12 protein-coding genes are annotated in these 13353 nt (G+C 72.7%); 1 reads left to right on the top strand and 11 read right to left on the bottom strand.

Features of this window, described 5'->3' with window-relative positions:
• Positions 1-157: 157 nt before the first annotated feature.
• From CAE01nite_RS17235 to CAE01nite_RS17220, 4 genes are all read right to left on the bottom strand, one after another.
• Positions 158-1282, bottom strand: a complete 1125-nt coding sequence (locus CAE01nite_RS17235; protein ID WP_146906839.1) for a branched-chain amino acid aminotransferase — start codon at positions 1280-1282, stop codon at positions 158-160.
• 115 nt (positions 1283-1397) lie between these two features.
• A complete protein-coding gene (locus CAE01nite_RS17230) occupies positions 1398-2459 on the bottom strand; it encodes a 3-isopropylmalate dehydrogenase (RefSeq protein WP_146906771.1) in 1062 nt (353 codons plus the stop codon).
• Between the two features lie 92 nt (positions 2460-2551).
• On the bottom strand, positions 2552-3106 hold the full coding sequence (locus CAE01nite_RS17225) for a hypothetical protein (protein WP_146906770.1): 555 nt from the start codon (positions 3104-3106) through the stop codon (positions 2552-2554).
• Positions 3107-3203: 97 nt separating this feature from the next.
• Positions 3204-3854, bottom strand: a complete 651-nt coding sequence (locus CAE01nite_RS17220) for an ASCH domain-containing protein (RefSeq protein WP_222595978.1) — start codon at positions 3852-3854, stop codon at positions 3204-3206.
• A 90-nt stretch (positions 3855-3944) separates the two neighbouring features.
• Between CAE01nite_RS17220 and CAE01nite_RS17215 the strand changes: the two genes are divergently transcribed.
• Positions 3945-4964, top strand: coding sequence for a YihY/virulence factor BrkB family protein (locus CAE01nite_RS17215; RefSeq protein ID WP_146906769.1), 1020 nt, complete (start codon positions 3945-3947; stop codon positions 4962-4964).
• A 236-nt stretch (positions 4965-5200) separates the two neighbouring features.
• On the opposite strand, the gene ilvC is transcribed toward CAE01nite_RS17215, so the two are convergent.
• The 7 genes from ilvC to CAE01nite_RS17180 form a co-directional block, all read right to left on the bottom strand.
• The gene (gene ilvC, locus CAE01nite_RS17210) at positions 5201-6229 is read right to left on the bottom strand and encodes a ketol-acid reductoisomerase (RefSeq protein WP_146906768.1); all 1029 of its coding nucleotides are present in this window, start codon (positions 6227-6229) and stop codon (positions 5201-5203) included.
• Between the two features lie 55 nt (positions 6230-6284).
• Positions 6285-6809 carry an acetolactate synthase small subunit gene (gene ilvN / locus CAE01nite_RS17205; protein ID WP_146906767.1) on the bottom strand — a complete coding sequence of 175 codons (525 nt, stop codon included), beginning with the start codon at positions 6807-6809 and terminating at the stop codon, positions 6285-6287.
• The gene (locus tag CAE01nite_RS17200) at positions 6806-7525 is read right to left on the bottom strand and encodes an aspartate/glutamate racemase family protein (protein WP_146906766.1); all 720 of its coding nucleotides are present in this window, start codon (positions 7523-7525) and stop codon (positions 6806-6808) included. The genes ilvN and CAE01nite_RS17200 overlap by 4 nt, the downstream gene beginning before the upstream one ends.
• Positions 7525-9435, bottom strand: a complete 1911-nt coding sequence (locus CAE01nite_RS17195) for an acetolactate synthase large subunit (protein WP_146906765.1) — start codon at positions 9433-9435, stop codon at positions 7525-7527. The genes CAE01nite_RS17200 and CAE01nite_RS17195 overlap by 1 nt, the downstream gene beginning before the upstream one ends.
• A gap of 249 nt (positions 9436-9684) precedes the next feature.
• Positions 9685-11475 carry a glycoside hydrolase family 13 protein gene (locus CAE01nite_RS17190; RefSeq protein WP_146906764.1) on the bottom strand — a complete coding sequence of 597 codons (1791 nt, stop codon included), beginning with the start codon at positions 11473-11475 and terminating at the stop codon, positions 9685-9687.
• 25 nt (positions 11476-11500) lie between these two features.
• Positions 11501-12400: a carbohydrate ABC transporter permease gene (locus tag CAE01nite_RS17185; RefSeq protein WP_146906763.1), complete on the bottom strand. Its 900-nt coding sequence runs from the start codon at positions 12398-12400 to the stop codon at positions 11501-11503.
• Positions 12400-13332 carry a carbohydrate ABC transporter permease gene (locus CAE01nite_RS17180; RefSeq protein ID WP_146906762.1) on the bottom strand — a complete coding sequence of 311 codons (933 nt, stop codon included), beginning with the start codon at positions 13330-13332 and terminating at the stop codon, positions 12400-12402. Before CAE01nite_RS17180 ends, CAE01nite_RS17185 begins: the two co-directional genes overlap by 1 nt.
• Positions 13333-13353 lie beyond the last annotated feature (21 nt).

The raw sequence follows: 13353 nt of genomic DNA, 5'->3' as shown, positions 1-13353 counted from the left end.
GGGGGCCACGTGCGTGCCGGGCCGAGCCGAGCGCTCCAGGCTGCCGAGTGCGACGTCGTGGACCCATGGCCTCGCGGGAGAGGTCCGGGACGTCGCACCCGGCGGTGGGAGTGGAGGGGCGCTGAGGGGTGGGCAGGGGCCGGGCGGGCGGTGGGTGTCAGATGAGGCGGTGCATCCAGCCGTGGGGGTCGGCGGCTCGGCCGTACTGGATGTCGGTGAGCTGGGCGCGGATGCGGGTGGTGACGGGTCCGGACGTCCCGTCGCCGACCGTGAGGTCGAAGTCGTCCCCCGCCAGCCGCCCGATCGGGGTCACCACGGCGGCGGTGCCGCACGCGAAGACCTCCGCGACGCGCCCGTCGGCGAGGCCGGCTCGGACCTCGTCGAGCGGGATGCGGCGCTCGGCGACCTCGTGGCCCGCGTCGGACAGCAGCCGCAGGATGGACGACCGGGTCACGCCCTCGAGGATCGAGCCGGTGAGCTCGGGGGTGGACACCCGGCCGTCGGCCTCGACGACGAACACGTTCATCCCGCCGAGCTCCTCCAGCACGCTGTTCGTGGCGGCGTCGAGGAAGCAGACCTGGTCGAAGCCCTTGGCGTGCGCGACCTGCTGCGGCAGCAGGCTGCCGGCGTAGTTGCCGCCGAACTTCGCCGCCCCGGTGCCACCCGCGCCGGCCCGGTGGAAGTCCTGGGCGACCCAGATGGACACCGGCTGCACCCCGCCGGCGAAGTAGGGGCCCACCGGCGAGGCGATCACGAGGAACTCGGCCTCGAGCGACGGCCGCACCCCGAGGAACCGCTCCGAGGCGTACATGAACGGCCGCAGGTACAGGCTCATCTCCTCGCCGCCCGGCACCCACGCGGCGTCGGTGCGCACGAGCGCGGTGATCGCGCCGAGGAAGTCCTCCTGCGGGAGCTCGGGGAGCGCGATGCGGTACGCCGACGCCGCGAACCGCGCGGCGTTGGCCCACGGGCGGAAGGTCCAGACCGACCCGTCGTCGTGCCGGTAGGCCTTGAGCCCCTCGAAGATCTCCTGCCCGTAGTGCAGGACGGCGGCCGCGGGGTCCAGCTGCAGGGGCCCGTACCGCTCCACCCGGCGGTCGTGCCAGCCGTCCCCGGCCGTCCAGGTGGCCCGGGCCATGTGGTCGGTGAAGACCGTGCCGAACTTGGGCTGGGCCAGCGCTGCCTCACGCTGGGCGTCCGGCAAGGGGCTGCCGGTGCGGTGGACGACGAACGCGTCCTCGGCCACGGCGACGGTCGCGAGGTCGGTGTCGGAGCGGGTCATGAGGGTGGGGCCTTTCACCTGGTGGTCGTTGCTGACGGTACCGGTGATGACGGCCGAGGACGCCGGGCGCCGCTCCCCGAGCGGGGGGCGGCACCGAGGGCGGGACGGGCGAGGGTCAGCCGGCGACGCGCGCGGCGAGGTCCTTGCCCACCTCGGCCGTCGACCGTACTCGTCCGCCCCGCTCGGTCAGGTCGGCGGCCACCGCGGCCTCGACCCGGGTGGCCTGGTCGGGGAGCCCCAGGTGCTCCAGCAGCATCGCGACGGACAGCACGGTGGCCGTCGGGTCGGCCTTGCCCTGGCCGGCGATGTCGGGCGCCGAGCCGTGCACCGGCTCGAACATGGACGGCGCCACGCTGGCGCCGGACGCGTCCCGGTCCGGGTTGATGTTCGCGGAGGCGGCCAGCCCGATGCCGCCGGTGATGGCGGCCGCGAGGTCGGTGAGGATGTCGCCGAACAGGTTGTCGGTGACGATCACGTCGAACCGGGACGGGTTGGTGACCATGAAGATGGTCGCCGCGTCGACGTGCAGGTAGTCGACCGTGACGTCGGGGAAGTCCGCGTTGACGGCTTCGACCGTCCGGCGCCACAGGTGCCCGGCGTGCACGAGGACGTTGTGCTTGTGGACCAGCGTGAGCTTCCTGCGCGGGCGGGCGGCGGCCCGGGCGAACGCGTCCCGGACGACGCGCTCGACGCCGAACGCGGTGTTGACGCTGACCTCGTTCGCGATCTCCTGCGGCGTGCCGACGCGCAGCGCGCCGCCGTTTCCGACGTACGGGCCCTCGGTCCCCTCGCGGACGACGACGAAGTCGACCTCGCCCGGGTCCGCGAGCGGCCCGGTGACCCCGGGGTAGAGGCGGCTGGGGCGCAGGTTGACGTAGTGGTCCAGCGTGAACCGCAGCTTGAGCAGCAGCCCGCGCTCCAGGACGCCGGACGGGACCTGCGGGTCCCCGATCGCGCCGAGCAGGATCGCGTCGTGGCCGCGGATGGCCTGGAGGTCCGCGTCGGTCAGCGTCTCGCCGGTGGCCTGCCAGCGCCGTGCGCCGAGGTCGAAGTCGCGCGTGGCGACGGTGACGTCGCTCCCGGCGAGCGCGGCCTCGAGGACGAGCAGCCCCTGCTCGACGACCTCGGTGCCGATCCCGTCGCCCGCGATCACGGCCAGGTCGATGCTGCGCGTCATGCCCGCGACCCTAGCGTGAATCGTCCATCACTCGGGACGCATGTCTCGGCATCCGAGCACGGCCGCACGGGACCCGGGCGCGGCGGCACCGGTCAGGACTGCTGGCGCGCCAGGAGCAGCGGGGCGCCGTCGGCGGGGGTCAGGACGAGGACGGCACCGCCCTCGCGCAGCTCGACGCCGTGCTGCTCGCGGTCCAGGTCGGCCTTGCGCGTGCTCACCGGCCCGTCGCCGGACTCGGGGTCGTCCACGGTCTGCGTCCCGGCCGTGGGGCGCAGCGTGAGGCGTCCGTCGCCGACCCGGAACGTCCCCTCGACGACGTCCTGGAACCGGAACGTCCCGCCCTCGCGCTCCTCGCGCAGCAGGCTGACCCGGGTGAACGTGCCGTCGGCGTCCAGCTCCAGGACGATCTCGGCGCCTCCGTCCTCGCCCGCGCCCCACAGCCCGAGCAGGTCCTCGGCTGTCAGGTCCTCCGGCGCGGTGGTCTGCGGAGGACGTGCCGCCTGGGTCGATGAGGCCGTCGCCGGGGAACCGGTCTCGGGCGGCCCGCCGAGCGCGACGGGCGTGGGGTCCGCGCCGCCGCAGCCGGCGAGCAGCAGGGCGAGGACGACGGCGGCGACCGGTGCGACCGAGCGCACGCGAGGCGTCATCCGACTGCTCTCCCGGGCCGACCCGCGCCCCTCGGGCGCCCGGCGTCGCACCACACCGCGTCGCAGCACCCGGTGTCGCAGCACCCGGCCCACCCGGTCAGCGCGTCCGGACACCCGTGGGGAAGCGGACCTCGAACCGCTCCAGCACCATCGGGGTGTCGTCATCCAGGGCCCGGCCGACCGCGGCCCCGAGGCGCCCGAAGTACCGCTCGTGCTCGGCGCGCCAGGTCTCCAGCGACCGGTCGCCCTCCCCCTCGCGGCGGGCGTGGTCGGCGTCCACGTCGGCGAACCGGGCGATGCGGACCTCGGTGGTGCGGATGAGCGCCCGCGGGTGGCCTCGGCCGTCCAGCACGATCGAGAGGTCGCCCCGCTCGGGGACGGGCTGGCCCGCGTCGGTCAGCTCCCACAGCGCCGTCGTCGTCGCCGTCTTCAGCCCGCGCAGCACGAGGTCCAGCAGCTCGTCCGCGAGCCCCGGGGAGTCGCCGAAGGCCCACGCGGGTGGCGCGACGCTCGCGGCGGCACCGGGGCCGACGAGCACCGCCAGCCGTCCTAGCCCGGCACGGGTCCGCGCGAGGTGCCAGAACGCCGCGATCTCGTCACCGTCGGGGGCCGGGACGCCGTCCGGTGCCGGGACGCCGTCGGGGGCCGGGACGTCGTCGGGGGCCGCGACGTCGGGCGCCTGAAGGCCGTCGGGGGCCGGCACGCCGTCAGGGGCGTCCAGCCCCGCGGCGCCGTCGGGATCGGTCATGGACCCATCCTCCCCTCCCGGCCGCCCGTCGGGCGCGACGACCCGCCCCGCCCGCACCACACTGGGACCACCCGACCGGAGGTGCGCCCCGTGAGCGTCGACCACCACGAGCGGGCGCACCCGGGTGCGCACGCCGACTCGCCGATCCGCATCCCGGCGCGGGGATGGCGGCAGATCGTCCTGCGCGCGCTGCAGCGGGCCTTCGTCGACCGCGTCACGCTCATCGCGGCGGGCATCGCCTTCTTCGGGTTCCTCGCCCTGTTCCCGTCGCTCATCGCCGCCGTCCTGCTCTACGGGCTCGTGAGCACCCCGGCCGACCTGGCCGAGCACGTCGACGCGCTCGCCCGCACCCTGCCGGCCGCGGCGGCGGACCTGCTCGCGGAGCAGATGCAGGAGCTGGTCGCCGCCGACGGGGGACGGCTGGGACTCGCGGCCGTCGTGTCGGTCCTCGTCGCGCTGTGGTCGGCGTTCGTCGGGATGGACCACCTGCTCATCTCGGTCAACGTCGTCTACGAGGAGACGGAGCGGTCCGGGTTCCTGCGCCGGCGGTGGCTCGCGCTGCTGTTCACGCTGGGCTCGGCGGTGGTGTTCGCCGTCCTGCTCACCCTGGTGGCCGTGGTCCCGGCCGTCCTCGACGGCGGCTTCCTGCTCGGTCTCGGGCGCTGGCTGCTGGTGCTCAGCGTCTTCGCGCTGTCCCTGGGCGCGATCTACCGCTACGGCCCCGACCGCCGCAAGCCCCGGGTCTCCTGGGTGACCGTCGGCGCGCTGGTCGCCACCGGGTTCTGGCTGGTCGCCTCGGCCGTCTTCTCGCTGTACGTCGCCGAGTTCGACCGGTACTCGCGCAGCTACGGCGCGCTCGCCGGCGTCGTCGTGCTGCTGGTGTGGATGTGGCTGTCCGTGCTGGCGATCCTGCTCGGCGCCGAGATCAACGCGGAGGCCGAGCACCAGACCGACGCCGACTCCACCGTCGGGCCGGAGCAGCCCCGGGGCGCCCGCGAGGCGGTCAAGGCCGACCAGGCCGTCGGCCGACCTGCACCGCACCCGACGGACGAGCCCGCTGCGGACGACCAGCCCGACGACCTGGACCGCTCCGCCCGCGCCGAGGGCTGACCGTCCCCGGCCGCCGGGTGCGACGTCGCAGACCTCGACCGGCAGCCGACTGCGACGTCGCCCACCTCTCACAGCAGCCGAGTGCGACGTTGCGGACCTCACAGCACCCGAGTGCGACGTTGCGGACCTCGAGCACGGAGCGAGAGGTCCGCAACGTCGCACTTGGCGGAGGGGTGAGGCGGCGGGGAGGGTGAGGCGGTGGGGCGGGCGAGTCGCCCCACCGCACAGAGGTCGGGTCAGCGACCGGCGCTGCCCTCGACGTAGTCGGAGTCGGACGGCTTGACCCACGCGAACATCTTGCGCAGCTCACGGCCGGTCGCCTCGATCGGGTGCGCCTCGCCCTTGGCCCGGAGCTCCTTGAACTCCGTGCCCCCGTTGTCCTGGTCGGTGATGAACCGCTCGGCGAACGCGCCGGACTGGATGTCGGCCAGGACGGCGTTCATGTTGTCCTTGACGTGCGGGTCGATGACCCGCGGGCCCGAGACGTAGTCGCCGTACTCGGCGGTGTCCGAGACGCTCCAGCGCTGCTTGGCGATGCCGCCCTCGACCATGAGGTCGACGATGAGCTTCAGCTCGTGCAGCACCTCGAAGTAGGCGACCTCGGGCTGGTAGCCGGCCTCGGTCAGGGTCTCGAAGCCGTACTGGACGAGCTGCGAGGCGCCGCCGCACAGCACGGCCTGCTCGCCGAAGAGGTCGGTCTCGGTCTCCTCGGTGAAGGTCGTCTTGATGCCGGCGGCGCGCAGCCCGCCGATCGCCTTGGCGTAGGACAGCGCGAGCGGCCACGCCTGGCCGGACGCGTCCTGCTCGACGGCGACGATCACCGGCACGCCGCGGCCGTCGACGAACTCCCGGCGCACGAGGTGGCCCGGGCCCTTGGGGGCGACCATGACGACGTCGACGCCCTCGGGGGCGGTGATGTAGCCGAAGCGGATGTTGAAGCCGTGGCCGAAGACCAGCGCGGCGCCGTCGGCCAGGTTCGGGGCGATCTCGTCGCGGTACACGTGCCGCTGGACCTGGTCCGGCGCGAGCACGACGACGACGTCGGCCTCCTTGACGGCGTCGGCGACGCTCAGGACCTTCAGGCCCTCGTTCTCGGCCTTGGTGCGCGACGCGCTGCCCTCGCGCAGGCCGACGCGGACGTCGACGCCCGAGTCGCGCAGGTTCAGCGCGTGGGCGTGGCCCTGGCTGCCGTACCCGATCACGGCGACCGTGCGCCCGCCGATGATGGACAGGTCGGCGTCGTCGTCGTAGAACAGCTCAGCCACGGTGGATCTCCTCGTTGGTTCGTCGGTGGTGCGGTGGACGTGCGGGGGAAGGCTCTCAGGCCGAGCGGCTCACGCGCTCCAGCGCCCGGTCGGTGATCGACCGCGAGCCGCGGCCGATCGCGACCGTGCCGGACTGGACGATCTCGCGGACGCCGAACGGGTCGAGCGCGGCGAGCAGCGCGGTCAGCTTGTCCGGGCTCCCGGTCGCCTCGATGGTCACGGCGTCCGGGACGACGTCGACCACGCGGGCACGGAAGAGCTCGACGACCTCGAGCACGTGGCTGCGCTGGGCCAGGTCCGCCCGGACCTTGACGAGCAGGAGCTCGCGCTGGACCGACGAGCTCTGCTCGAGCTCGACGATCTTGAGCACGTGGATGAGCTTGTTGAGCTGCTTGGTCACCTGCTCCAGCGGACCTCCCTCCACGTCGACGACGACGGTGATCCGGGAGATCTCCGGGTGCTCGGTCGGTCCGACGGCGAGGGAGTGGATGTTGAAGGAGCGGCGGGCGAAGAGGCCCGCCACGCGCGTCAGCACGCCGGGCTTGTTCTCCACCAGCACCGACAGCGTGTGCCTGCTCATGCTGCACCCTTTTCCTGAGTGGTCTGCGATTCCAGTGCGGCGTCCAGAAGCGCCCCGACGTGCAGGGCCGTGGTGTCCAGGACCGGGACGGGCAGGTCGTGCGCGGTGAGGATCATCGAGAGCTCCGTGCACCCGAGGACGACCGCCTGGGCGCCGGCGGCGACCATCCGGGCGACGACACCCTGCAGGGCGGTCCGCGACTCGCCGCGCACGACCCCGTGGACCAGCTCGTCGTAGATGACCCGGTGCACCAGGGCGGCGTCCGCGCCGGACGGCGCCTGCGAGGTGAGCCCGTGCCCGGCGAGCCGGTCGGGGTACAGCGAGGACTCCATCGTGTAGCGCGTGCCGAGCAGCGCCAGGCGCGTGACGCCGAGATCCACGGCGGCGGCAGCGACGGCGTCGACGACGTGCACCACCGGCACCCCGGCGCCGCGCACGACGTCGTCGTGCACGAGGTGCATGGTGTTGGCGAGGATGCCGACCACCTCGGCCCCCGCGGCGGCCAGCGCCGCCGCCTCGGACTCGTACCGGGCGCCGAGCGCGGCCCAGTCCCCCGCGCTCTGCAGCGCCTCGACCTCAGCGAAGTCCACCGACCGCAGCACGAGGTCGGCGGAGTGGAACCCGCCCACGCGCTCGCGGACGCCCTGGTTGAGCAGCGCGTAGTAGTGGGCGGACGACTCCCAGGAGGTGCCGCCGAGCAGCCCGATGCGGCGCACTACTCCTCCCGGTCCCAGGCCGGGCTGATGCCGCGGGCGTACTGGATCTCGTCGTTGGAGACCCCGGCGGCGACCATCGGCCACACCATCGCGTCCCGCGAGACGGTGAAGTCCACGACCACCGGGCGGTCGTCGATCTCCATCGCGCGCTTGATGGTCGCGTCGACGTCGGCCTTGGTCTCGCAGCGCAGGCCCACGCAGCCGTAGGCGTCGGCCAGCTTGACGAAGTCCGGCACGCGCACGGTCCCGTGCCCGGTGTGCAGGTCGGTGTTGGAGTAGCGGGACTCGTAGAACAGGGTCTGCCACTGGCGCACCATGCCGAGCGAGGAGTTGTTGATCACCGCGACCTTGATCGGGATCTCGTTGATCGTGCAGGTGGCCAGCTCCTGGTTGGTCATCTGGAAGCAGCCGTCGCCGTCGATCGCCCACACGGTGCGGTCCGGCTGGCCGACCTTGGCGCCCATGGCCGCCGGCACCGAGTACCCCATGGTCCCCAGGCCGCCGGAGTTCAGCCAGGTGTTGGGCCGCTCGTACTTGATGAACTGGGCGGCCCACATCTGGTGCTGACCGACGCCGGACACGTAGATCGAGTCCGGACCGGAGATCTCCCCGATGCGCTGGATGACGTGCTGCGGGGCGAGGTGCCCGTCGTCGGGCTCGTCGTAGCCGAGCGGGAACGTCTCGCGCCAGTCGTCGACCTGGCGCCACCAGCCCTCGAGGTCCGGCTTGCCGTGCTGGGCGTGCTCGCGCTCCAGCTCGGGCAGCAGGTCCGCGATGACCTCGCGCAGGTCCCCCACGATCGGCACGTCCACGGCGCGGTTCTTGCCGATCTCGGCCGGGTCGACGTCGGCGTGGATGACGGCGGCGTTCGGGGCGAAGCTCGCGAGCTTGCCCGTCACGCGGTCGTCGAAGCGCGCACCCAGCGCGACGATGAGGTCCGCCTTCTGCAGCGCGGCCACGGCGGCGACCGTGCCGTGCATGCCGGGCATGCCGAGGTTCTGCGGGTGGGAGTCAGGGATCGCCCCGCGGGCCATCAGCGTGGTGACCGCGGGCGCGCCGGACAGGTTGAGCAGCCGGACCATCTCGGCCGAGGCGCCCGAGCGGATCGTGCCGCCACCGATGTAGAGCACCGGGCGGCGGGCGGTCGCCAGCAGCCGGGCGGCCTCCCGGATCTGCTTCGCGTGCGGCTTGGTCACCGGGTGGTACCCGGGCAGGTGCAGGTCCTGCGGCCAGGAGAACGTGGTGCGCGACTGCATCGCCGACTTCGCGATGTCCACCAGCACCGGGCCCGGACGGCCGGTCGAGGCGATGTGGAACGCCTCGGCGATCGTGCGCGGGATGTCGTCGGGGTCGGTCACGAGGAAGTTGTGCTTGGTGATCGGCAGCGTGATGCCGACGATGTCGGCCTCCTGGAACGCGTCCGTGCCGATCATCGCGGCGCCGACCTGCCCCGTGATGGCCACCATCGGGATGGAGTCCATGTTGGCGTCCGCGATCGGCGTCACCAGGTTGGTCGCGCCCGGCCCGGACGTCGCCATGCACACCCCGACCCGGCCGGTCGCGTGGGCGTACCCGGACGCGGCGTGGCCGGCGCCCTGCTCGTGCCGCACGAGGATGTGCCGCAGCCGCTCGGAGTGCATGAGGGGGTCGTAGGTCGGCAGGATCGCGCCGCCCGGGATGCCGAAGACGACGTCGACGCCGGCCTCCTCGAGGGACCGGACGATCGACTCGGCGCCGGTGACGTCCTGCGGGGCGACGACCGTCTCGGGGCGAGCGACGGCGGACAGCCGTCCGGCCTGGGCCTGGGCCTGGACCTGCGCCGGTGCTGCGGACGGGCGGGCGCGCTCGGGCGCCGTCGGGCTGGTGCCGGCGCTGGTGCGCGGCGGCGCCGGGTGCTGACCCTGGACCATCGGTCTCTCCTGGCTGTCGAGAGCGGTACTGCTCGGGCTCGCCGTCCGCGTGACGGTGCGGCGAGGTGGCACAAAAAATCCCCTCGTCGCCCGCTGGCGGGCCGGTCGAGGGGATGCGCGCAGACGAAGGGCCGTGCAGGCCTCAGTCGGCGCGCTCGGGAAGTACTACGACGATCGTCTGCACACCGGCAGGGTACGCCGCGTACCGTGCAGGTGTCATCCCGGCGCCCTGCCGTCTCGGATCGTGGTTCACGTGCCCGTCTGGTGGACGTCCGGGCTGCTGACGCGGATCCAGGCCGTCGTGTCCGGGCCGACCACCAGGTCGCCGGCGGAGGCCGGTCCATCGCTGCGCAGCAGCACCGTGCCACCGTCCGGGACGCGGACCGCGGTGCCCCCGACGGTGACCACCACCAGGACGTCGCCGTTGCGGAACGCGAGCACGCGAGCCGGGTCGGCGCCGTCGAGCGCGACCCAGCGCAGGTCCCCCGAACCGAGCCGGAGCCGGCCGCGGAGCCCGAGCGCCGTCCGGTAGAGACTCAGCGTCGACCCGGGGTCCTCACGCTGCACGTCGACCGCGAGCGCGGCCCAGTCGGCGGGCTGCGGCAGCCAGGTGCGTCCTGTCGGCCCGAAGCCGAAGCCCGGACGGTCGGACTGCCACGGCAGCGGCACCCGACAGCCGTCCCGGCCCCGCTTGGTCCCGCCGGACCTGGTCCAGATCGGGTCCTGGCGCAGCGCGTCCGGCAGCGTCGTGTGCTCCGGGAGCCCCAGCTCCTCCCCCTGGTACAGGTAGGCGGACCCGGGCAGGGCGAGCATGAGCAGGACGGCGGCGCGCGCCCGGCGCAGCCCCAGCTCCGCGTCCGGCTGCGGGTCGTCTGCCCCGATGCCGCTCGGGGACCGTCCGGTGTCCGGCAGGCCCAGCAGGGACGCGTGCCGGACGACGTCGTGGTTGGACAGCACCCAGGTGGTCGGGGCACCGACGGCTCCGTCCGCCTCCCGGGACACGGTGATCACGTGCCGCAGCGCCGGGGCGTCCCACCGGCACTGCAGGTACGGGAAGTTGAAGGCCTGCTGCATCTCGTCCGGCCGGACGTACCGGGCCGCGCGCTCCGCCGGCTCCACGCACGCCTCGCCGACCATGGCGCGGTCGCCCGGGTACGTCACGAGCAGCCGGTTCCACGAGCGGTAGATGTCGTGCACGCCCTCCTGGTCGAACATCGGCCCCAGCTCGACGACCGAGTCCGTCACCAGGTCCGTCACCGGGCCCGCCACCGGGTCCGTCGGCGGGTTCCCGACCTGCGGCGCCCGCGCCCGGTCGCCGCCCATGACCATCGCCGCCCCGCCGCCGTCCCAGTCGGGCAGGCCCTCCGCCTTGACCAGGCCGTGCGCGACGTCGACGCGGAACCCGTCGACCCCGCGGTCGAGCCAGAACCGCAGGACGTCCTCGAACCGCGCCCGGACCACCGGGCTGTCCCAGTTGAGGTCCGGCTGCTTGGGGTCGAACGAGTGCAGGTACCACTCGCCGACGTCGCGGGAGTCGCCGGTCAGGCGGTCGACGCGGGTCCAGGCCGGGCCCCCGAAGATCGACTGCCAGTTGTTCGGCGGCCTTTCGCCGTGCTGCCCGGTCCCGCGACGGAACACGTACACGTCGCGCTCGCGGCTGCCGGGCCCGGTGGCGAGCGCGGCGCGGAACCAGGGGTGCTCGTCGCTGGAGTGGTTGGGGACCAGGTCGACGACGACCCGCAGGCCCAGACCGTGGGCGCGGTCCAGGAGCGCGTCCAGGTCCGCGAGCGTCCCCAGGAGCGGGTCGACGTCGCAGTAGTCCGACACGTCGTAGCCGCCGTCCGCCTGCGGCGACGGGTAGAACGGCGACAGCCAGACCGCGTCGACCCCCAGCCACACGAGGTGGTCGAGCCGGGCGGTGATGCCCGGCAGGTCGCCCACGCCGTCCCCGTCGGAGTCGGCGAAGGACTTCGGGTAGATCTGGTAGATGACCGCGTCGCGCCACCACGGCGCGCCGGACCCGCTCGTGGGCGTGGTCATGTGGCGGAGCCCCTCCGGTCCGGCGCTACTTGATGGCACCCTGCGTGACCCCGGACATGACCCACCGTTGGGTGAAGAGGTAGACGATGATCGCCGGCGCCATCGCCATGAGGTAGGACGCGAAGGCGACGTTGTAGTTGCTGCTGAACTGGGTCTGGAAGACGCTCTGCAGCACCGGCAGCGTCTGCAGGGTCGAGTCGGCGGTGATGAGCGACGGCATCATGAAGTCGTTCCACGAGGCCAGGAAGGCGAAGATCGCCACGGTCGCGCTCATCGGGGCCATCAGCGGGAACACGATGCGCCGGAAGACCGTCCAGGTCGTCGCCCCCTCCAGGCGGGCGCTCTCCTCGAGCTCCTCGGGCAGGCCGCGGATGAACGCCGTGAACAGCAGGACGCTGAACGACAGCTGGAACATGATGTGCAGGATGGCCACCCCCAACGGGTTGGCCAGTCCGACCATCCCGGTGAGCTTCACCTGCGACAGCGCGAGGACGGGGAACGGCAAGAACATCGCGGCGAGCAGGTAGTAGAAGGCACCGCGGAAGAACCGGTGGTCCCAGTTCCGCGCGATCGCGTACGCCGCGAAGGCGGCGAGCACCACGGTGCCCACCACGGTGATGACCGTGACGAACACCGAGATCGCGAAGCCGCGCGGGAAGTTCGTGAGCCGCCACGCCTCGACGAAGCCCTCCACGCTCAGCGGGGACGGCAGCGAGAACACCTGGCCGTTGACCGACTGCGCGGTGGTCTTGAACGCCATCGTCACGGTCGCGTAGAGCGGGAGGAACACCGCGATCGAGCACACCAGCAGCGTGATGGTCCCCGGCCGGTTGGGGTGCTCCTCGGTCCCCTTGCCGGCGAACGGGCGGCGTCGGCGGATCGGGACCTGGCCCGGCGTCGTGGTCGTGAGCGTCTGCTGGGTCATCAGAACGCAGCCTTCCCGCGCGTGGTGCGCAGCTGGAGAACGGCGAGGACGACGGCGATGAGGAAGAAGACCGTCGCGTTGGCCATCTGGTACGCGTAGTCGCCGCCGGTGAAGCCCGAGAAGATCGTCATGGCGACGCTGCGGGTCGAGGTGCCCGGCCCGCCGTTGGTCAGGCCGACGATGATGTCGTAGGCGTTGAGGTGGTTCTTGAAGCCGATGATCAGGTTGATGATCACGTACCCGGCGACCAGCGGCAGGGTGATGGAGACCAGCCGCCGGGCCGGCGAGGCGCCGTCCATGGCGGCGGCCTCGTACACCTCGCCGGGGATCGACAGGATGCCCGCGATGTAGATCAGCAGGGCCGACGGGATGCCCTGCCAGGCGGTGACGAACACGATCGTCAGCCAGGCGAGGTCGGGGTTGGCGAGCAGGCTCGAGGCGAGGGGCTCGATGCCGATCCACGCCCCGAGCTGCGGCAGGGAGTTGGCGAAGAGGAAGCTGAAGACGTACGCGATGATGATTCCCGAGATCACCATGGGCAGCACGAAGATCGCTCGCAGCACGACCTTTCCGCGGATCTTGGAGGTCAGCAGGACCGCGAGCAGGAACGCGACGACGTTCACGACCAGGACCGTGACGAGCGCGAACCCGATCGTGAAGGTGTACGCGCTGAGGATCGCCGGGTCCGAGAACATCGCGACGTAGTTGGTCAGCCCGACCCAGGAGAACTCACCGAACCCGACCGAGTCGGTGAAGCTGAGCGTGATCCCCATGATCGCCGGCACGGTGATCGCGAGGGTGAAGAGCACCAGCGAAGGCACGAGCATGAGCCAGAACGTCCCGTTGACCCGGGAGCGACCGGCCCTGACGTTCCTCGGCGCCGCGTCCGCGCGGGACCGGGCACCGGTGGTGGGTGCTGTGGCTGTGGCCATGAGAGATCTCCGGTGTGAGCA

Source organism: Cellulomonas aerilata (assembly GCF_007991755.1).
Classification (GTDB): Bacteria; Actinomycetota; Actinomycetes; order Actinomycetales; family Cellulomonadaceae; genus Pengzhenrongella; species Pengzhenrongella aerilata.
The sequence above is the reverse complement of the archived record's forward strand: the minus strand, read 5'-3'. Positions and strand labels throughout refer to the sequence as shown.